The organism is Herbaspirillum lusitanum P6-12, assembly GCF_000256565.1.
GTDB classification, from domain to species: Bacteria; Pseudomonadota; Gammaproteobacteria; order Burkholderiales; family Burkholderiaceae_D; genus Herbaspirillum; species Herbaspirillum lusitanum.
This window is the reverse complement of the sequence record NZ_AJHH01000610.1, coordinates 1-20,409: the sequence shown is the minus strand read 5'-3', so window position 1 is coordinate 20,409 and position 20,409 is coordinate 1. Positions and strand designations below refer to the sequence as shown.

The window sequence follows — 20,409 nt, the reverse complement described above, 5'->3', positions numbered from 1 at the left end:
GGCGCGATCCGCGCGCAGATGGAACAGCGCCTGCAAACCGCGGCGACCAATGGCGTACGCAGCCTGATCGTGCGCGCGGGCGATTTCTTCGGCCCGCATGCCGGCAACAACTGGTTTTCGCAGGGGCTGGTAAAGCCGGGCAAGACGCCGGCCTCCATCATCTATCCCGGCAAACCCGGCATCGGCCATCAGTGGACTTACCTGCCCGACCTCGCGGAAACCATGTCGCGCCTGCTGGAGCGAGAGTCGTCGCTGGAGAGCTTCGCGCGCTTCCACATGAACGGCCACTGGGACGCCGACGGCACGCAAATGACGGACGCGATCCGCCGCGTGCTTGGCAATGCACGGCTGCCGGTGCGCGGCTTCCCGTGGTGGCTGCTCGGCCCGGCCGCGCCGTTCGTACCGCTGTTCCGTGAAATGAAAGAGATGCGCTACCTGTGGCAACAGCCGGTGCGCATGGATAACGTGCGCCTGCTGCAGGTGCTTGATGAAGAGCCGCATACGCCGCTCGATGAGGCCGTCCGCGCCACGCTGCGAGGGCTCGGCTGTCTTCCCGCGCAAGCCGGAACGCAGGCTCGCGCGGCGTAGGAACACATCAATCGAACATCACACCGCCAGCCATGGCGGCGCAGCTTCCTTCACGTCGATCTTCCTGGGAATCAATTTCAGGTCGAAGAAAGTATCCGCGATGCGCTGCTGCTCCGCCAGGATGGCGCCGGTGATCGGTTCGGTGCCGAAGCTGTAGCGGCCGACCATGATGTCGACTACTGGTTTCGGCAAGCCAAGCACCGTCGACAGTTCCGCCGACAAGGCCGCATGGTTGGCCTTGGCCCAGACGTCGATCTGGTTGAGTTCATCGATGATGAGGTTGATGACGTCCTTGTTCTTCTGCGCATAGTCCTTCGATGAAAAATAGTAGGCGCGATTCTTCACCACGCCGTTGGCATCCGCCAGGATCTGCGCCGACAAGGTGCTTTGCGCGGCCGCCAGGTAAGGCTCCCAGATTGCCCATGCATCGATGGCGCCCTTTTCGAATGCGGCACGCGCGTCGGCAGGCGACAACCAGACCGGGTTGACGTCGGCATAGCGCAGGCCGGATTTTTCCAGCAGCTTGACCAGGAAGTAGTGAACGTTGGAACCCTTGTTCAGGGCGATCTTCTTGCCCTTCAGATCGGCCACCGACTTGATGGCGGAACCGGCCGGCAGCAGGATGCCTTCCAGCCCGGGACGCGATACGGTCGCTGCAACATAGACCAGCGGCGACCCCGCCGCCTGCGAAAAGATCGGCGGAGCTTCTCCGACGTCGCCGAAGTCGATGGAGCCCACGCTGAGCGCTTCCAGCTGCACCGGACCGGCCGAGAATTCTATCCACTTGATCGAGACGCCCAAAGGCGCCAGGCGTTTTTCCAGCGTGCCGCGCCCCTTCAGCAGACTGAGCAAGCCCTTCTGGTAACCGATGCGCAGCTCGCGCGTGGCGGCCGAGGCGGAGAGTGGGAACAGCGACGTCAACGCAGTAAAGGCAGTGAGAGCGCTGAATCCTGCCCCGCCCTTGAGGACGTTGCGACGCAAGCTATTGACGGCGGAGACGGTATTCGATTTCAAGGTGGTTGTTTTTTTCATGTGTTTTTTATGATTGATCAAGTTGATCGCGGGTCTGCTTACTGTAAAGACGGGAAGCCGCAGCAGGGAACGAATAAAAAACCATATCAATATGCGGTCGCCGACGATTCGCACCGCAGTCTTCTTATTTGTTTTTCAAACTAGCGAACTCGTTTTTATTCGTTTTATTTCAAATTGGCGACCCGTACATTTATGTCAACGGCCTGCTGTCGTCTATCGCCACCAGAATGACCGCGATGGCGAGCAGGTCCGAGCCGATTCGCAAGGTCAGAACATTCAGAACGTCAGAACAATCATCGAGGTCTCCTTCATGTCCGTCGCTTATTCGTCCGCACCTGTCCAATCCCCTGTATCCACAGCGGCCTTGCCCGAGGAGCTGGCCTCCATCCAGGCCGATGCCCGATCCTCTTCCCTGCCCTACGCCGGCGGCGTTCCGCCGGTGCTGGCCTGGAAGCTGTTTTCCACCCGGCAGGTCTTGCTGGTGGATGTCCGCTCGAATGAAGAGCGCAAGTTTGTCGGCCATGTTCCCGGCAGCATCCATGTGCCGTGGGCGACCGGCACTGCGCTGACGCGCAATCCGCGCTTCGTGCGTGAACTGGAAAGCAAGATCGGCGGCAAGGAGGTCGTCGCGCTGCTGCTGTGCCGCAGCGGCAAGCGCTCGGCGCTCGCGGCGGAAGCGGCGACCAAGGCCGGCCTCACCTGTATTTTCAATGTCCTGGAAGGCTTCGAAGGCGAGATCGACGCGCAGCAGCAGCGCGGCAAAGCCGACGGCTGGCGCTTCCATGGGCTGCCTTGGATCCAGGACTGAATACGGGGACTGAATGCAGGACCAAGCCCGGCCGGACGACAACAAGTAAAGATAAAGGAACAGCGTGGCCACTTTCGACATTCCCAACATCGTGCAGTCGTTGCACGAAGCGCGTCTCAGCTGGCGCCAGGCGCAACGGCGCGCCAGCGAACCGGGGGGACGCGAGTTTCCTTCGCGCGATGCGCTGTCCGAAGTCATCGAGAGCCTGAAGGGCGTGCTGTTTCCGATGCGCCTCGGCCCGCCCGACCTGCGCCAGGAAAGCGAAGATTTCCACGTCGCTCATGCACTGGATGCGGCACTGCATTCGCTGCTGAAACAGGTGCGGCTCGAATTGAAATACAACGCCGCGCTCACCAGCGTCGCCGGCGCCCCCGAGCGCGACATCGAGCATGATGCACTGGCGGCGACCCGGACCTTCGCAGCCGCGCTCCCGGCCATCCGCACCCTGCTCGACAGCGACGTGCTGGCAGCCTATCAGGGCGACCCGGCGGCGCGCAGCGTTGATGAAGTGTTGCTGTGCTATCCCGGCGTGCTGGCGATGATCCACTATCGCCTCGGCCACCAGCTGTATGTCCTGGGCCTGCCGCTGCTGGCGCGCATCGTCGCCGAACTCGCGCACGGCGCCACCGGTATCGACATCCATCCGGGCGCCATCATCGGCGCCGGCTTCTTCATTGATCACGGCACCGGTGTAGTGATCGGCGAGACCGCCGTCATCGGCAACAACGTCCGCATCTACCAGGCCGTGACGCTTGGCGCCAAGCGTTTCCCCACGGACGCCGACGGCAAGCTGGAAAAAGGCCGGGCGCGCCACCCCATCGTCGAGGATGACGTGGTGATCTACGCGGGCGCGACCATTCTGGGACGCATCCGCCTGGGCCGTGGCGCGGTCATCGGCGGCAATGTCTGGCTCACGCATGACGTCCCCGCCGGCGCCCATATCTCGCAGGCGGCGTCACGCGAGGATTCCTTGTCCCTGGCCAACGCCGGCGCGTGAGGGGGCAGCATGAGAAAGCCCGTTCGTCCTGCCCGCCAGGCCGATGTCGAGGCGCTCTCCAGCGCCCTGGTGCAGAGCTTTGGGATCGGCGTGCGCCAGCTGCGGCGCGCGCGCGGCTGGTCGCAGGAACGCCTGGCCGAGAACTCCAACCTGAATCGCTCCTACATCGGCGAAATCGAGCGCGGCTGCGCCATCGCCTCGCTGGTTACCGTCGAGAAACTGGCCGTCGCTCTGAAGCTGACGCCCTCCGCCCTGGTGACGCGCGGCGAAGCGATCAGCCAGATGAACCTGGTGCGCGGGATCAAGTTGATGGCTATAGCATGTTGAGGCAACAACGCCGAGACGCCACACTCTGACGGTCATTTTTCAGTCGTCTTTTTTATTTCACTTATTGAATTGGAGTCACGATGTCGGCAACAGTTGGCGGTACCACCGCGCTTGGCGATAACGCCGCACGGCAACTAGCAAACGCAACCAAAACCGTACCGCAACTGGAAACCATCAGCCCCCGCTGGCTGACGCATCTGTTGCAATGGGTTCCCGTCGAGGCCGGCATCTATCGCCTCAACAAGGTCAAGAATCCCGAATCGATCAAGGTCACCTGCACCGCACGCGAAGAAGAAAACCAGCTGCCGCGCACCTTCGTCGACTACGAAGAAAATCCACGCGAATATTTCCTCAACGCGGTGTCGACCGTGCTGGACGTGCACACCCGCGTCTCCGATCTGTACAGCAGCCCGCATGACCAGATCAAGGAACAGCTGCGCCTGACCATCGAGACCATCAAGGAAAACCAGGAAAGCGAACTGATCAACAATCCCGACTACGGCCTGCTGGCGCAAGTCACCGATGAACAGCGCATCTTCCCGCTGACCGGCGCACCGACGCCGGACGATCTCGACGAGCTGCTGACCAAGGTCTGGAAAGAACCGGCCTTCTTCCTCACGCATCCGCTGGCGATCGCCGCATTCGGCCGCGAAGCCACCCGTCGCGGCACGCCGCCGCCGACCATCAGCCTGTTCGGTTCGCAATTCATCACCTGGCGCGGCATTCCGTTGATCCCCTCGGACAAGGTGCCGGTGGCCGACGGCAAGAGCAAGATCCTGCTGCTGCGCGTGGGCGACAAGCGCCAGGGCGTGGTCGGTCTGTTCCAACCCGGCCTGCCGGGCGAACAAAGCCCGGGCTTGTCGGTGCGCTTCATGGGCATCAACAACCATGCGATTTCGTCCTATCTGATTTCGCTGTATTGCTCGCTCGCGGTGTTGACCACCGACGCGCTGGCGGTGCTCGACGATGTCGAGATCGGCAAGTACCACGACTATCCCGACACCTATAAATAAGCCGCGACGTGAGCCTACTTTCGCCCCCACCCTCATTGCCGTCCGGCCAGCCCGTCGGCGTTCCTGAAGCATCAGGCGCGCCGTTCGATCCGGCGGTGCTGGCGCGCCTGGCGACCGAGTTCTTCTCGGCCCCGCCGGCGCCGCCGTTTGCACCGCACGGTGTGCAGGCGCCCGCCAACATTGCACCGCCCGGTTCGCCGCTGGTCAGTCCGGCAGGTTTCGGGCCGGGCGTACCCGGCACACCGATCCCGCAGGGCCAGATTCCCGGCGCCAACCTGATCCCGGCATCGCCGACCCAAGTGCTGTCGCTGGGCAATCGCGCGCCTGCCCTGGCCCCGGTTGCTCCGGCCGGCAACGGCGTACCGGACAAGATCCTGAGCGCAGTGCCTGCCTACGATGCACGCAGCGGCGGCGCCTTGCTGGGCGTGCCGGAATCAGTTGGCGGGTCGGGCGGCACTCGGCCGACAGCCGGCGCATCGCCTTACTATTTCCTCAGCGACAGCTATGGACAGCCTGCTGCAGGAAATGTCCCCGGACCGGCAACACCGGATGCATATCATTTGCCGACACCGCCGATCCCGGAACACCGCAGCCTGACTGCGCCATCGGCGACCGGAATTCCAGGTGCGGCATCGTCCTCATCCGCGCCTTCGCCATCCGCCAGGCCGCAGTATTACTTCGTCGACTCGGTGGTGCTGCCGAGCGGCTACGTCACGCCGGCCAAGCCAGCGCCGCACGCGGTGCACCAGCCTGCCGGTGCGCAGCAGGCGGCGGCATTCGATGTCCACACCGTGCGCCGTGACTTCCCTATCCTGCAGGAACGCGTCAATGGCCGGCCACTGATCTGGTTCGACAACGCCGCCACCACGCACAAGCCGCAATCGGTGATCGACCGCATCAGCGAGTTCTATCGCCGCGAAAACTCCAACATCCACCGCGCCGCGCACGAGCTGGCCGCGCGCGCCACCGACGCCTACGAAGGCGCACGGGAGCGGGTGCGGGCTTTCCTGAACGCGCCGGACGTCAACGAAGTCATCTTCGTGCGCGGCACGACGGAAGCCATCAACCTGGTGGCCAAGAGCTGGGGCGCGCAGCATGTCGGCGAAGGCGACGAGATCATCGTCTCCAACCTCGAGCATCACGCCAACATCGTTCCTTGGCAGCAGCTGGCCGCCGCCAAGGGCGCGAAACTGCGCGTGATACCGGTGGACGATTCAGGTCAGATCCTGCTGGACGAATATCGCAAGCTGCTCAACGACCGCACCAGGATCGTGGCGATCACCCAGGTGTCGAATGCGCTCGGCACGGTCACGCCGGTCAAGGAAATCGTCGAACTGGCACATCGCGCCGGCGCCAAGGCGCTGGTCGACGGCGCACAGTCGGTGTCGCACATGCGCGTCGACGTGCAGGAGCTGGGCGCCGACTTCTTCGTGTTCTCGGGCCACAAAGTGTTCGGTCCGACCGGCATCGGCGTGGTCTGGGGCAAGCGCGACGTGCTGGAAGACATGCCGCCGTGGCAAGGCGGCGGCAACATGATCGCCGACGTGACATTCGAGAAGACGGTGTTCCAGCCGATCCCCAACAAGTTCGAAGCGGGCACGGGCAACATCGCCGACGCCGTCGGACTGGGCGCCGCGATCGACTACGTCAACAAGATCGGCATCGAAAACATCGCCCGCCATGAGCACGACCTGCTGGTCTACGGCATGCAGCAGCTGCGCGAGATCAAGGGCGTGCGCCTGATCGGCACGGCCGACGACAAGGCCAGCGTGATGTCGTTCGTTCTGGCAGGCTACAGCACCGAGGAAGTCGGTCATGCGCTCAACGAAGAAGGCATCGCGGTGCGTACCGGCCATCACTGCGCCCAACCGATTCTGCGCCGTTTCGGCGTCGAAACGACGGTGCGGCCGTCACTGGCTTTTTATAATACCTTCGACGAAATCGACCGTCTTGCGACGGTCGTCAGAAGGCTCGCCGGACAACGGCGAGCCGGTTAACGAGCGATCGAAAGTCTGTTATGTCTGCTATCAAAGCGGCCATGTCTTCGGACATGGCCGCTTTTTTCTTGAAAATCCCGACAGCAGTTATAACAATCAAAATGCAAGATTGACACTGAACCCACCCGTTACGTCCGCAGTCTTGAATCCATCCGGCTTGTTCAACGGCCTGGCGATAAAAGCGTCATAGCTCACCGTCCAGAATGCCCCGCGCAAGCCGATGACTGCACCGGCCAAACGATCTCCAAGAAGATATTGCGCCGACGGTCCACTGACCTGTCCCGCATCAATGCCGGCATACAACTCCTGATTGCCCTGCCCTAATGCCAACGCCAGTTCGTTGCGAACCAGCCAGCCGCGCTCGGCCTGCAGGATCAGTTCGCCGTCGAAGCCGCGCACAGTGTAACGGCCGCCGATGGCGAACTGGTCTTGCGACGGCAATGCGCCACGATTCCATTGCGTGCGTACGCTGCCGTTGTAACGCAGGCGCTGGCCGGCGATCTGGAATGGCGCATTGATCGTGGCGTCCGCCACGAAGAGACCGTAGCGTGTCGCCAACTGCGGAAGATCGGCGGTAGATTCGGGTTCCCGGCCTTGCTTGTCAAGTGCGCGGCGGTAGACCAGGTTCGCATCGACCGTGGCATCACCGATGAACTCACGATGATTCACGCCGGCCTCCCACGCGCTGGTCCGATGGCGTTGCGGCCCGACTTCGGTATCGTCGATGAAGTTGCGCGAGTTGCGCAGCAGACCTTTGAGCGACAGCGTCGTCTTGCGGACGGCATCGCGGTATATCAGGCGGGACAACTTCAATTCGGCGTTTTCGCTTTGGCCGCTATAAATAATGGAGTTGTTTGCGCCGGCAACTTGCTGATGATAGCGGCTGCCTGACAACGTGCCACCCAGCATCCAGTAGCCGGCAGGTACGGAATAATGGACCGTATAGCTGTTGACGCCATGATCGCCATAGTGACCGAGACTGCGATTCCAGCTTGCATAGAAGAGATCGTTGAGAGTCCACCAGTTGTCATAAGACAGCGTGGCGCCGGCCTGGTATTTGCCGGTGGCCTTGGAACCGCCATCGTCGAGCGCAACATTGAAGCGAAACGGAAAACTTTGCTGATAGCGGATCACCAGGTCGCTATCACCGGGCCGCTCGGCCGCTTCGGTGGGAGCCACCTCGATGTCAGCTTGTGCCGTCGATACACGTTTGAAATTCTCCAGCCCTTGTTCGATATCGCGCAGATTGAGGATATCGCCTGCGTTGATCGGCAGGGCATTCCAGGCGGTTCCGCGCGGACTGGCATCAGGTGCGAAACGGATGTGACGCACGTGCCCGGGCAAGATCGTCAGGACCAGCTCGCCGGTCTTAAGATCTTGGGTCGCTGCTCGGATCTGGGATGTCGTATAGCCTCGCAGGATGAGCGCATTTTGCATGTGCGCAATGACGATATTGACGCCTTCTGTTCCGAGACAACTACCAAGCGCACCGCCTTGGCCGGTGACGCTGCTCAGTGCGAACTGAAATCGTTCGGCCGCTTCGCCGATCAGGCTGATCCGAGAGATGGGAAAGCAAGGCGATTCTTGCACTGGAAAAATTGTAGAGACATCGACTTCTTTCGGCGCCGGCAAGCGCACATCGGGCGACTGCTCCTGCTGCTGACGCAGTAACCGCTCGCGTTCGCGTTGTAGTTGCTCCTGGTTGGCGGCGATATCAGTGCCGGTGGTTTGCGCTTGGACAGATCCGCTGGCGAGCAGCATGGCGAGGCTGCTGAGCAAGCCTGGTGTGATGCTTTGCATGAGTTTATTTCTTTTTGTCGTTTGATTTGACTGCGCTAGGTCGCTTGTTGGTGGAGGGTTATCACGACCAACTTCCAGATGAGATGGGTCTCGATTTACTGCCCTGCTTTCTTGCCAATCACTGTCACTTTAATATTGGATGATGCGTTTAGTTTGATGGCTTCTTCGGTCTCCACGTACAAAAAAATATGTTTCGAAGAAGTATTCTGAGTTACTTTTTCTATTGCAGCTTTGACTGTCGCAACGGTGACTAACGACGAATGACCAACTACCCCGATCGCTAGGTCACTTTTAAGATTGAGTAGTGATTCCAGAGATTCAATGGCATTCGAATTCATTACTCCCAATATCCCACTCATCATTGCATTGGCGACACCATTACCTGGTGACGGCACTATGACGATAAACATATTTGGCCTTCTTGCAACACGATTAATCGCGTCAATCTGAGTCTTATATTCGTCAGCATTAAATCGTTCTGGTGCACTAACGCACCCAGCCATGCTTAAAATAAGTACAAAGAAAGTTGCGAGCGATTCTCTTTTTATTTTCATGAAAAAATTATGTAGGTGGCTGACGTCCTATCAATCAGGTAGGGCATGGTATTCACCACGTGTGGATCGACACGCAAAGGAGTTCTTAAACGTCTGATAGGAGCAAATGTCCGGATATCCATCCGGCTTCGGCACGAATACATAGCCTTTTTTCAACATGCAAATGTCGCTATAGTTGGCACGATCTTCACTAGTGCCGGACGATAGTTCCTTATTTCTTTGAATTTCATTCCAACAGCCCCGGTCTGCACGTTTGATATCATCAACGCTTGCTCCTGATTTTTTCCATAGAAAATATTCTGGTGGCAATGGTTTATCCATATCAGCAATGGATTGACAGCCTCCAAGCGAGAAAATCGTTGTCATAACTACGGTCCGCAATAACTGCAAATCCGTTTTGAAAATATTTTTTTTAAGGTTCATTTTTTAACTCTATTTATATTTTTGGGTGGAACAAGTAGGGGCGTACTGATTTGCCCCTTCCCCCATACAACGTCAGTTTCATTCCGTGAGCGATTGCGATCTCCACTATCATTACGCTCTGGAGGCAAATATCCCGTATAGGCCCCGTGCGAGTCAGGAAATGACGATGTGTTGCCTCCAGTTGGCGCATTCCCACCAATCATCGTTCCCACCGGATCATTCTTGTGTGTAGATTGGTAAACAACACCTCTCCCGCTGGTAGCCTGATTAACGCGGTCGGCCATACGGTCTGCATTCGCCGCCGCACCATTGAACGTGACACTACCTATTGCCACATCTGTTGTCCCGCGATTCAATTGTTCCGCCACCGCATTGCTACTTGTTAGACTGCCTCGGCTATGATCAACTTCAATTACGACACCGCCTTGCATCTTTGCTTGTTCACGTATATCAATATTCGCTTTGCTAGCATTACTGATAGGCAAAGCGGCGCCCAAAATCTCATTGAGCTTGTCCCATCCGGCATATAACACTTCCGCCACAGGATTACCCGTGTAGGGATTAATGATGACGTAGACACCGTGCGCATTTGCTGCATCATTACTTTGTCTTCCAGCATTCTCCAACGCTTGCTTTTCTGTATTCATAATGCCGTGGTTGTAGACGTAAATTTTTCCATCGATCACTTTGACATCTGCTTGGTCGACTTTTGTGCTCTGACAGTTTTGCCCACCGCTATCGCATTTCTGTAACAGGATTTTTTTATCAGCCGTAGCAGATTGAATGACACGATAAATGGTCGCCACCGATACCTGTTTTGTTGCTTCCTGCATGATCTGGTTTTGCGCTTCGGCGTCTTGTTGCAGTTCCTTGCCGTTCCATGTCTTCTTGAGCGCGTTGCTGTTGTCTTTGTCGCTACGAACGGTTGTGTCGCCAGCAATGCCTGAGACGCCAGATGTGGTGGTGCTGGATACACTGCCGCTGTCCTTGCCAAATCCAATGCCCGCGCCGTTCAGGGCGCTGTTACCGCCACCGACACTAAAGCTCTGACTCTCGGCCTTGTAGTCGCTCTTGTTCTGGAGGTTACTGGTGGTCAGACTGGCGGTGGTGAAACTGTTCTTGTTGTCGGTGATGGCCTTGTCATTGCTGGTGATCTTGCTGCCTTTCAGGTCGGTGTTGCCGTTGACGTTGATCTTGAAGCCGTCAGCTCCCGCCAGGATGCCGCTTTGCTCGGTGACGCTCTGGTAGTTGCCGTCGACCTTGCTTCTTGAGGCGCTGAGGCTACCTGACACAAAGCCTTTCGTGCCGAGGCCCACACTGATGCTGCCACCCAGGCTTTGCTGCTGGCTCTTGTATTGGCTGGTGTCTTGCAGGCTTTCCACATTGAGATTGCCACCGACATTGGCGGTGACTTGCTCGCCTGACGCCGTTGCTCCCTCGATGGTGGTGTCGCCGCCGGAGTTCATCGTCAGTTGGTTGCTGGCCTTGACGTGCGTATTGGTGACATCGCTGTCGCTGCCATCGCCCTTGCCACGACTACCCGAAGCGCTGGCATTGACCATGAAACCAGAACTGCCGAAGGAAATTCCGAGGCTGGCCGAGCTGCCCTTGTTGGTGCTGTGTTCTTCGTTGCTGTTGCGCTGACCAATAAGGTTGATCTGGCTGTCGGCTTTGAGGTTGACGTTAGTGCCGCTGACTTCGCTGCCACCGATGGTGAGATTACTTTTTGCACCTGCACCGATGGCGATGATCGTGGTATTGCCGCCTGCGACGACGGTCGAACCTGCCGACGTCGTGCTGGTTTGTACGGTGTTGCTCTGGTTGCTGGAGGTACCCATCGAGATGGCTAGATCGACACCACCGGCCGGGGCGGCGCTGCCGCCTACTGCCCCTGCGGCGTTTGCTACGGCCAAGGCGCTGGCAGCATCGGCCAGCACCTTGCTGCGGCCGTTCTTAGTTTTTTGTTTGGCATCCTGCATGCTCATCACGGTTTGCACGGCAGACACCACCGGATTGGTGATTTGCACGGTGACGCCTTGCTGCTTGGATTTTGTTTCTTGCGTGTTCTGCTCGGTGTTGACGCCGGCGGTGATGTCGACTTGCTTGCCGCTGATGCTGACGTTGCCTTGCGGGGCAATAACGGCGCTGGCGGTCTGAGTGTAGTGCTGGCCGGCGGCCAGGGTCACGTCGCCGTTGGTGGCGCCGACGGTCGAGCCGCTTACGGTGCTGCTGCTGCGGGTCTGGGCTGTACTTTGCATCTTGCTGCCGACGGTGACGCCAAGGCCACCGCCGCTGAACATGCCGGAGGTGGTTTCTTTCTTGTAATGGCTTTCGGTGCTGGTGTCGGTGGCGGCGACGATGTTGATGTCATTGACGGCGGTAATCTGCGTGCCTTGTGTGGAGACAACGTCGCTGCCGGTGATGGTGGCGTTGTTGCCGGCGGCCAGCACGGTGGTGTTGCCGCTGAAGGTGCTGCCGGTTTGGCGGCTATAGCTGCTGGCGTCGTCGGTTTGCGTGGTTTTGCCACTGAGGATGCCGCTGGAACTCTTCTGGTGCTCGTCGCGCGCGCTGGCCGATTCATTGGCGGTGCCGATGTTCAGATTGTTGCCGGCGGTAGCGGCCAATGCAGCGACGGCTGTGACTTGCGTACCTTTAGTGGTGAGGTCGTGGCCGGCGTTGATGCTGATGTTGTTACCGGTGATTTGAGTGGCGACCTCCTGGCTGGCAGTGACCGTGGCGCGATTCACACCCGCTTCCGTGCCGTGGGCACCGTTGGCCTGATCGACGAAATTGGGGCCGGTGAGTGTACTGACCCAGTTGGAGGCGCCCTTGTCATCGGCCCAGCGTATTTGCTCGGTGTAGCCCTGCGTCACCGTGCCGAGGTTGACGTCGCGCACGGCAGAGAGATTGGCGTTGCCGGTGGCATTGATCACCGCAGCGTTGGCGGTGATGTCACGTCCGGCGGCCATGGTGAGTGTGTTGCCGGTGACGCTGGCGACACTGTCGATGTTGCTGCCGCTGGTGGTGGCGTTGGCGGTCGATACGCTGGTGCTGTTGACGCTGATGTCGCGATTGGCGAGCAAGGCCGCGCTGTTTCTGCCGTCGATCTTGCCGCCCAAATTATTAATGTCGGTCTGCGCCTGCAATATCGTATCGGTACCGGACACGCGGCCGCCGAGATTGTTGATGTTGTTGCCGGCCAGCACAGCAGTATTTTTAGCGGCAATCGTGCCGTAGTTGAGGATGTCGCCTGCGGTCTGGTAATTGACGTTGGTGCCGGAGATCAGAGTGCCTTCGCCGGTCACTTGCAGGCGGTTGGCGCGTAGGTAGACCTGTGGCACCAGCACGTCCTGTGTGCTGCCGTCGGCCAGTGCCACGGTTTGTTTGACCAGCCAAACGATGTCGGAGGTGAGCATGGCCATCTGGGTAGCAGTCAGTGCAATACCGAGCTGATAGTGGAAGAGCTGCGCCATTTGCACGCCGGCAGTCATCAGCGCCTGATATTGCGCTTCGTTATTGGCGTGGTTGCCTGCGTAGCGCTGGCCGATGGCCTTTTGAATCTGCTGCTGGACCAAGAGCTGCTCGTAAAAACCGTCGCCGAGTCGTTTCATGACCAGGTTGGGGTCCTGGCTCAATTGAGTGAGCATGAAATCTGAGCTGAGCCAGCTGCGGTAGTTGGCAAACTGCGGATCGGTGGCGATCAGGTAGCGGTTGTTGCCGGGTACGAACAAAGCGCTGTCGGGCAGGCTGATGTCGGGATTGCCGGTGCGTACGACCATGCTGGTGTTGCCGGGAATTGAGCTCGGAGTACTTTTAAGCGTCCTGGCTTGCTGGGCACCACTGCCGTTGGTTGGTGTGATGTCCAGCAAAAAACTGGTCTGTATCGATTGACCTTCATACGGGCGGGCGTCGTAGCGACGGTCATCAGCGCTGAAACGATGGCTCTTGATGTAGGTATATTTGGCGGTGCCTGTGGTGGTGACGACTTGCGTGCCGGTTACGCCGTTGTTGACAGGCTTGGTGCCGAGGACGTTGTTGCCGGTGTTGTCGCCGCCGGCGATGATCTGACTGTTGCGGTTATTGACGGTCATGCTGTTAAAACGCAGGTTTCCGCCGATATTTATCATGCCGGGATCGCTGCGGGTAACCTTGGTGCGAGAAATCTGTTCGGTGCCGTCGTAGATAGTCCATTCACTGACCATCTGCCCCGAGGGGAGCACCAGACGGTAGTTGTCTTCGTCGCCCATTTGTGCCCAGTCGGTCACTACCTGACCGCTGTCTTTGTTGACCAGGCGTACGCTGTCGGCGTCGAGCTTTTCGGTCGCGCCATTCAGGCGATATTGCACGATGCGACGGCCGGTGCTGTTCTCGACTGTCGTTTCCAGATGGGCGTTGATGTTGTTGACGATGTTGTGGTTGATCGTGGCGTTGCCGTCGGCGGCAATGGTGGCGCTGCTGTTGTTGATGGTGTCGCCCATGCCGATGGCTTGGTGGCTGGCGTCTAGCGCCTTGCCGGTAACAAGGTCGCCGGCGGAATAGATCAGGGCGTGGTCGCTGTTATTGATGGTGGTCTCGCCCAGGTCCATGCGCGTGCGCGCGGCGATGACCGGTGCCGAGGTGACGCCGTTGACGATTTCTGCAAGATTGTTGAGCGTGTCACCGGAGAGAGCCACGTGGTCGCCGTAGATGCGGCCGGTGCCGATGTTGTTGATCGTCGGACTGTCTATGAACGTGTCGCTGCCATCGATCAGGCCACGATTGGTAAAGGTATGACTGTCGGTGGCGCGCAACTGATGGGTCTTGGCGATGAGTTGGCCACCTGTCTGGTTGTCGATCGATTTGGCGGTGGCGGCGAGCGTCTTGCCGGCCAGCAGCTTGCCGCTATTGATGAGTTTGCCGGCGGTCGTGACGGTGGTGTTGCCATCGGCTTGGATAATGCCGGTGTTTCTGTAGTTGGCGTCGAGCTCGAGTGACAGATCGCCCAGGCTGAGCGCTTTGCCATCGCCGGTCATGGTGGCGCTGTCGACAGACAGTTGCTTGCCGGCGATGAGCGTTCCACCGGTATTGACGATGGTTTGAGTTTTAGGACTACCAGCGGCATGGGTGTCGTGTACGTCCAGCGTCTGGCTTGCAGACAGCGAGCCATTGGTGTTGTCTATGGCGCCTGCGCCGGCCATCGTCAGATCGGTGTTGGCGCGAACTGTACCCGTCTTGTTATTGACGTTGGTGGCGGCAATCGTTACCGCTTGACCCTGTATGCCGAAATCAGCGCCTGTCGTATTGCTGTTGTTAACGTTTTCGGCAGTGATTGTCGTGGTGAGGTTGGAGCGGACCAAGCCATTGCTGTTGTCGAGCTGACCGGCGCCAAGTGCCAGTGTGGTGCTGCCGCCCGCCTGGAACTGGCTACCCTGGTTGTTCAGGCCGGTAGCGGTGGTGGCGATATTTTGCGTGGCTGTGATGCTGCCCTTGTTTTGCAGCAGGCCATCCACTGAAACGATGACGTCGCCTGCACCGGCGCCAATGACCCCGGAATTGTTCATGCCGACACCGTGCTCAGTGCCGACCAGAACGATCTGCCCCGAATACATGCCTGCCAGCTTCGCCACGTCAATGGAAAATTGACCGGGCGCTGCACCCGTTGCGCCAGTGGTCGGTGTCACGACGCTATTGTCAGCGGAGATGGTATTGACGCCGGTGCTGACCTTGAGCTTGTTGGACCAGATGTTGGCGTTGACCTGCACGGCTCGCGCCATGATGTCGGTGTAGTCGGTCGATCTGGCATCGAGGCCGTTGCCGTCGATGATGACCGTACCGCCGCTGACGCGGTAGGAGTCGAGCGCGCCGCCCACGATGTTGGGGAGACCTGTCGTCAGTGTGGCGCGGCTGGCGTTCAGGAAGCCGCCGCCACTGATCACCAGACCCGAAGGATTCGCCAGAATGACTTGTGCACGATCACCTGCGACTTCGACATAGCCGCGCAAATAGCTGGGGTTGCTGGAGTTGACTTCGTTGAGGATGACCTTGGCGGTGCCGGTCGCCAACCAGGGATTACCCTGCACCCAACCGCCTAATTGCGTCAGTGCATTGTTGCGGGCGTTGTTGAGAATGACGCCTTTGCTATCGACGTCGAACTGGCTGTAGACATTGCGTGAGACGCCTTGGGCGCTTGGCGTCTGAATATTGACCAACGGCACGCCGTTACCGGTTTGCAGGACAGTGGGCTGTTGATTGCCCGGGGCATTGCGGTAAGCCACGACCTGGGCGTCGACAACGGTAGCGCTGCCAAAGAGTGCGGCGATGCCGACGGCCAGATAACGCAGGCGAAGGAAGAATAAACCGCTAAGTGCGGAGAGAGCGGCAATAAACAAAGCGGCGCTGCCGGTGGAGCGACCTTTGCTCCGGGTGCAGGTGGTTTCCGCGACGGCGGTGTATTCGCAGGTATTTCGATTGAAGACGACCCGATAACAGTTCTTGTTCATGTCCACACCCACTCAATCATTGATTAAGCGCGCGACTATAGACACTGACCTTCAAAGAAAATATAGGAAAAATCTGAAAATGGGAGACACCATCGAATTTTCAAACTCCTTCGACTCCAACCCATTAAATTCGATAATTTTTACAAGGATTTATTTCGATCATGTCGACCACACCACGCCGCTTCCTGGGCAACAGGAGGTTTGGATTTACGGAACGAGTGTGCCGGAAGACGGGGCCGGCTTGCAGAACACATCGCCTCAGGCCGTTGTCCGGCCCGAGGTGATTTTTTATGCAGCCGGCTTAGTGCGAGCTCGGCTCATTGAGCGCCGCCACGATGTCGGCGCGCTTGAGTTCCGGTGCGAATTGCAGGATGAAGTCGTAGGTGTAGGCGCGCAGGTAAGCGCCGCGTCGCACCGCCAGGCGCGTGATGTTGGGCGCAAACAGATGCGAGGCCTCAATCGCCTGCAGGCCGTGATGCTTGCCCTGCTCGATCGCCATCGAGGCGACGATGCCGACGCCCAGGCCGAGCGCGACGTATTGCTGGATCACGTCCGAGTCCATCGCGGTGAGCACGATGTCCTTCTCGATGCCGGCCTTGCGGAAGGCGTCGTCGATGTGGCCGCGGCCGGTGAAGCCGACGTCGTAGGTGATCAGCGAATGCGCCGCCAATTCCTCGAGCGTGATCGGATGCTTGAGCGCCAGCAGCGGATGGTCTTGCGGCACGACGACGACGTGGTGCCAGGTATAGCAGGGAAACGACACCAGGTCCTTGAACTGGCTCAGGCCTTCGGTCGCGATGCCGACGTCGGCCTTGCCCGACATGACCCATTCGGCAATGTGTTCCGGTGCGCTCTGCTGGAGCGCAATACGCACCTGTGGAAACGCTGCGCGGAAGGCCTGCACCACGCGCGGCAGCACGTAGCGCGCCTGCGTGTGGGTGGTGGCGATGGTCAGCGTGCCGCTTTGTTCGCCGGCATATTCCTGGCTGGCCTGACGCAGGTTTTCCGCTTCCAGCAACAGCCGTTCGACGATGTGCAGGATACCCTTGCCCGGCTCGGTCAGACCGATCAGGCGCTTGCCGTTGCGTTCGAAAATTTCGACGCCGAGTTCTTCTTCGAGCTCGCGAATCTGGCGGCTCACCCCCGGTTGCGAGGTGAACAGCACATTGGCGACTTCAGTCAGGTTGAAACCGCAGCGGGCGGCTTCGCGGATCGAGCGCAGTTGTTGGAAATTCATCGTGCATCCTTATTCCGGGCGGCTTCGGTAGAGGCCGCGTTGTCGACGAACACGTGGAGGCGGCGCGGTCGCACCACCAGCGTTTCGCCGTCTTTCAGATTCAATTGTGCAAAGCGTTCATTGGAAATGACGGCTTCGATCAGTTCCGAATTGTCTTTGCGTTCCAGTTCCAGTTGCGCCAGCGGACCGATCGCATGCGAGCGCCTGAGCTGCGCCACGATACCTTCGGCGCCGGGAGAATAACGGTCGACTTCGAGGTCGTGCGGACGCACGTAGCCGATGCCTTTCTCGTCCTGCGCCTGGGCGTGGTCGGGCGCGTCGAAAGTGACGCCGCCGGCTTCCAGTACGCCTTCATGCACGCGGCCGTGGAACAGGTTGACGTTGCCGAGGAAGCCGTAGACGAACGGCGACGCCGGATGGTTGTAGACCTCGCCGGGCGAACCGATCTGTTCGACGTTGCCCTTGTTCATCAGCACGATCTGATCGGCGACTTCCAGTGCTTCCTCCTGATCGTGGGTGACGAAAATACTGGTGACATGCAACTCGTCGTGCAAACGGCGCAACCAGCGGCGCAGCTCCTTGCGGACCTTGGCGTCGAGTGCGCCGAACGGCTCGTCCAGCAGCAGCACGCGCGGCTCCACCGCCAGTGCACGCGCCAGGGCGATGCGCTGGCGCTGGCCGCCGGACAGCTGCGGCGGATAGCGATCGGCCAGCCAGTCGAGCTGCACCAGCTCGAGCAGGCTGGTGACCTTTTCGCGGATCTGCGCTTCCGACGGACGCTGGGCGCGCGGTTTGACGCGCAGGCCGAAGGCGATGTTTTCAAACACGGTCATGTGTTTGAACAAGGCATAGTGTTGGAACACGAAGCCGACCTGGCGCTCGCGCACGTGGCGCGCCGAGGCGTCGTCGCCGTCGAGCAGGACCTGGCCGGAATCGGGCGACTCCAGGCCGGCGATGATGCGCAACAGCGTGGTCTTGCCACAGCCCGACGGACCCAGTAATGCCGTCAGTTCGCCCGCAGGAAAATTCAGGGAAACGTTGTTGAGCGCGACAAAATTGCCGAAACGCTTGTTGATGTCTTTGACTTCGATACTCATGCTCAGCTCCTGATTTATTCCAGATCCGCGCCGGGGTGGGCGACGTGGGCGGTCAACTGTTTATGCAGACGCCACTCGATAAAGCTCTTGACCGCCAGCGTCACCAGCGCCAGGAAGGCCAGCAGAGAAGCCACCGCAAACGCGCCGACGATATTGAATTCGTTGTAGAGGATTTCCACCTGCAGCGGGATGGTGTTGGTCTCGCCGCGGATATGGCCGGACACCACCGACACAGCGCCGAACTCGCCCATGGCGCGGGCGTTGCACAGGATCACGCCGTACAGCAGACCCCATTTGATATTCGGCAGGGTCACGTGCCAGAAGGTCTTCCAGCCAGACGCGCCAAGCACCAGCGCGGCCTCTTCTTCTTCGCTGCCTTGCGATTGCATCAGCGGGATCAGTTCACGCGCCACGAACGGGAAGGTAACGAACACCGTCGCCAGCACGATGCCCGGCACCGCGAACAGGATCTTGATGTCGTGCTCGCGCAGCCAGGGACCGAAGTAGCCTTGCAGGCCGAACAGCAGCACGTAGATCAGGCCCGAGATCACCGGCGACACCGAGAACGGCAAGTCGATCAGCGTCAGCAGGATGTTCTTGCCGCGGAATTCGAACTTGGCGATCGACCACGCCGCCGCCACGCCGAACACCAGGTTCAGCGGCACGGCGATGGCCGCGGTCAGCAGGGTCAGCTTGATGGCCGACCAGGCGTCCGGTTCGATGATGTTGTCGATGTAGACGTCCCAGCCCTTTTTCAGGCCTTCATAAAATACGGCGACCAGCGGCACGAACAGGAACAGGGTCAGGAAGGCGAAAGCGATCCCGATCAGCACGATGCGCACCCACAAGGGTTCCAGCGTGGCGGCCGGCGCGTAGGCGGGCTCGCCGCGCGGCGCTATCGAAGTGGCAGCGGTAATGCCCGGAGTAATGACGGCGCTCATGTCAGACTTTCTCGGCCTGGCCGCGCTTGCGGACCCAGGCTTGCAACAGGTTGATGGTCAGCAGCAAGGCGAACGACACGATCAGCATGACCACGGCGATGGCGGTGGCGCCGGTGTAGTCGTATTGCTCAAGCTTGGTGATGATGAACAGCGGCGTGATTTCCGACACCATCGGCATATTGCCGGCGATGAAGACGACCGAGCCGTATTCGCCGGTGGCGCGTGCGAAGGCCAGCGCGAAGCCGGTCAACAATGCCGGAAACACGGTTGGAAAAATCACCCGCGCAAAGGTCTGCAAACGCGAAGCGCCGAGGCTGGCGGCTGCTTCTTCAAGCTCGCGCTCGGCGTCTTCCAACACAGGTTGCACGGTGCGCACAACAAAGGGTAAACCGATGAAAGTCAGCGCCACCAGCACACCCAGCGGCGTAAAGGCGACCTTGATGCCGAGCGGCGCGAGATAACGGCCGATCCAGCCGTTCTGCGAATACAGCGTGGTCAGCGCAATGCCCGCCACCGCAGTCGGCAACGCAAACGGCAAATCGACCAGTGCATCGATGATGCGCTTGCCGGGGAATTTATAGCGCACCAGCACCCAGGCCACGATGCCGCCGAAAATCACATTCAATAAAGCAGCTAATAAAGAGGCGCCGAAGGTCAGGCGATACGAGGCCATCACGCGCGGCGAGGTCACGGCGCTGACGAAAGCGTCCCAGGTCATCGTGAAGGTCTTGAGGAAGACCGCCGACAACGGGATCAGCACGATAAGGGTGAGGTAGAACAGCGTAAAACCGAGCGACAGGCGGAAGCCCGGCAACACCCGGAACGGCGCTTTCTTGTTCGTGGCAATGGAGACGGTCACGCTTGCACTTCCTTTTTATTGTCTTCTCCGGGGCCGCCTCGACACCTGCAAACGCGTATCAGAGCAACAACAACCGGAGCGATCTCTTATTACAAATACGACTAATGAGCGAAGATAATCGCATCACATTGTTATAAAGAGAAGGAATTTTTTTGCATGTCCATAGAAGTTTTACGCATAAAGAATGACTTCCGAAGTGATTTATCGAGGGGGCAAAACCAAGCGTCAACATCCGCTCAAAGTCGCTTCGGAACTAG

General features: G+C 59.3%; 15 protein-coding genes. 6 read left to right on the top strand and 9 right to left on the bottom strand.

Translation table 11 applies throughout. The features are described 5' to 3' along the window. The coding region (locus HLUSI_RS29755; protein ID WP_016835652.1) for a hypothetical protein at positions 1-588 on the top strand (588 nt) is incomplete at its 5' end. 18 nt (positions 589-606) lie between these two features. On the opposite strand, the gene HLUSI_RS0120080 is transcribed toward HLUSI_RS29755, so the two are convergent. Continuing rightward, on the bottom strand, positions 607-1,620 hold the full coding sequence (locus HLUSI_RS0120080; RefSeq protein ID WP_016835651.1) for a sulfonate ABC transporter substrate-binding protein: 1,014 nt from the start codon (positions 1,618-1,620) through the stop codon (positions 607-609). Positions 1,621-1,930: 310 nt separating this feature from the next. On the opposite strand from HLUSI_RS0120080, the gene HLUSI_RS0120075 reads away from it, so the two are divergent. From HLUSI_RS0120075 to HLUSI_RS0120055, 5 genes are all read left to right on the top strand, one after another. Then, positions 1,931-2,428, top strand: coding sequence for a rhodanese-like domain-containing protein (locus HLUSI_RS0120075; protein WP_050977747.1), 498 nt, complete (start codon positions 1,931-1,933; stop codon positions 2,426-2,428). Between the two features lie 64 nt (positions 2,429-2,492). Then, positions 2,493-3,425: a serine O-acetyltransferase EpsC gene (gene epsC / locus HLUSI_RS0120070; RefSeq protein ID WP_016835649.1), complete on the top strand. Its 933-nt coding sequence runs from the start codon at positions 2,493-2,495 to the stop codon at positions 3,423-3,425. Between the two features lie 9 nt (positions 3,426-3,434). Continuing rightward, positions 3,435-3,752 (top strand): helix-turn-helix domain-containing protein, encoded by a 318-nt coding sequence (locus HLUSI_RS0120065; RefSeq protein WP_016835648.1) that lies wholly within the window; start codon positions 3,435-3,437, stop codon positions 3,750-3,752. An 80-nt stretch (positions 3,753-3,832) separates the two neighbouring features. Next, positions 3,833-4,765 carry a family 2A encapsulin nanocompartment shell protein gene (locus tag HLUSI_RS0120060; RefSeq protein ID WP_016835647.1) on the top strand — a complete coding sequence of 311 codons (933 nt, stop codon included), beginning with the start codon at positions 3,833-3,835 and terminating at the stop codon, positions 4,763-4,765. Between the two features lie 8 nt (positions 4,766-4,773). Continuing rightward, positions 4,774-6,762 (top strand): family 2A encapsulin nanocompartment cargo protein cysteine desulfurase, encoded by a 1,989-nt coding sequence (locus HLUSI_RS0120055; protein WP_029363808.1) that lies wholly within the window; start codon positions 4,774-4,776, stop codon positions 6,760-6,762. Positions 6,763-6,858: 96 nt separating this feature from the next. On the opposite strand, the gene HLUSI_RS0120050 is transcribed toward HLUSI_RS0120055, so the two are convergent. The 8 genes from HLUSI_RS0120050 to cysT form a co-directional block, all read right to left on the bottom strand. Next, complete coding sequence (locus HLUSI_RS0120050) at positions 6,859-8,562, bottom strand: ShlB/FhaC/HecB family hemolysin secretion/activation protein (protein WP_016835645.1); 1,704 nt, start codon at positions 8,560-8,562, stop codon at positions 6,859-6,861. Positions 8,563-8,657: 95 nt separating this feature from the next. After that, positions 8,658-9,116, bottom strand: coding sequence for a hypothetical protein (locus HLUSI_RS32930; protein WP_157137938.1), 459 nt, complete (start codon positions 9,114-9,116; stop codon positions 8,658-8,660). A 30-nt stretch (positions 9,117-9,146) separates the two neighbouring features. Then, positions 9,147-9,539, bottom strand: coding sequence for a hypothetical protein (locus tag HLUSI_RS32925; protein ID WP_157137937.1), 393 nt, complete (start codon positions 9,537-9,539; stop codon positions 9,147-9,149). Beyond that, on the bottom strand, positions 9,536-16,018 hold the full coding sequence (locus HLUSI_RS34680; protein ID WP_016835644.1) for a two-partner secretion domain-containing protein: 6,483 nt from the start codon (positions 16,016-16,018) through the stop codon (positions 9,536-9,538). The genes HLUSI_RS32925 and HLUSI_RS34680 overlap by 4 nt, the downstream gene beginning before the upstream one ends. Positions 16,019-16,319: 301 nt before the next feature. Continuing rightward, on the bottom strand, positions 16,320-17,255 hold the full coding sequence (locus tag HLUSI_RS0120040) for a CysB family HTH-type transcriptional regulator (protein WP_016835643.1): 936 nt from the start codon (positions 17,253-17,255) through the stop codon (positions 16,320-16,322). Beyond that, positions 17,252-18,352 carry a sulfate/molybdate ABC transporter ATP-binding protein gene (locus HLUSI_RS0120035; protein ID WP_016835642.1) on the bottom strand — a complete coding sequence of 367 codons (1,101 nt, stop codon included), beginning with the start codon at positions 18,350-18,352 and terminating at the stop codon, positions 17,252-17,254. The genes HLUSI_RS0120040 and HLUSI_RS0120035 overlap by 4 nt, the downstream gene beginning before the upstream one ends. Positions 18,353-18,366: 14 nt before the next feature. After that, the gene (gene cysW / locus HLUSI_RS0120030) at positions 18,367-19,293 is read right to left on the bottom strand and encodes a sulfate ABC transporter permease subunit CysW (RefSeq protein WP_016835641.1); all 927 of its coding nucleotides are present in this window, start codon (positions 19,291-19,293) and stop codon (positions 18,367-18,369) included. Between the two features lies 1 nt (position 19,294). Beyond that, complete coding sequence (cysT, locus tag HLUSI_RS0120025) at positions 19,295-20,152, bottom strand: sulfate ABC transporter permease subunit CysT (protein ID WP_016835640.1); 858 nt, start codon at positions 20,150-20,152, stop codon at positions 19,295-19,297. Positions 20,153-20,409: the final 257 nt, after the last annotated feature.

Bases quoted from the DNA above. Each gene is read 5' to 3' on its own strand.
- HLUSI_RS0120065 (WP_016835648.1), top strand. From the start codon at position 3,435: ATGAGAAAGCCCGTTCGTCCTGCCCGCCAGGCCGATGTCGAGGCGCTC.
- HLUSI_RS0120075 (WP_050977747.1), top strand. From the start codon at position 1,931: ATGTCCGTCGCTTATTCGTCCGCACCTGTCCAATCCCCTGTATCCACA.
- HLUSI_RS0120050 (WP_016835645.1), bottom strand. From the start codon at position 8,562: ATGCAAAGCATCACACCAGGCTTGCTCAGCAGCCTCGCCATGCTGCTC.
- HLUSI_RS0120080 (WP_016835651.1), bottom strand. From the start codon at position 1,620: ATGAAAAAAACAACCACCTTGAAATCGAATACCGTCTCCGCCGTCAAT.
- HLUSI_RS0120060 (WP_016835647.1), top strand. From the start codon at position 3,833: ATGTCGGCAACAGTTGGCGGTACCACCGCGCTTGGCGATAACGCCGCA.
- HLUSI_RS32930 (WP_157137938.1), bottom strand. From the start codon at position 9,116: ATGAAAATAAAAAGAGAATCGCTCGCAACTTTCTTTGTACTTATTTTA.
- HLUSI_RS32925 (WP_157137937.1), bottom strand. From the start codon at position 9,539: ATGAACCTTAAAAAAAATATTTTCAAAACGGATTTGCAGTTATTGCGG.
- cysW (WP_016835641.1), bottom strand. From the start codon at position 19,293: ATGAGCGCCGTCATTACTCCGGGCATTACCGCTGCCACTTCGATAGCG.
- HLUSI_RS0120035 (WP_016835642.1), bottom strand. From the start codon at position 18,352: ATGAGTATCGAAGTCAAAGACATCAACAAGCGTTTCGGCAATTTTGTC.
- HLUSI_RS0120040 (WP_016835643.1), bottom strand. From the start codon at position 17,255: ATGAATTTCCAACAACTGCGCTCGATCCGCGAAGCCGCCCGCTGCGGT.
- HLUSI_RS34680 (WP_016835644.1), bottom strand. From the start codon at position 16,018: ATGAACAAGAACTGTTATCGGGTCGTCTTCAATCGAAATACCTGCGAA.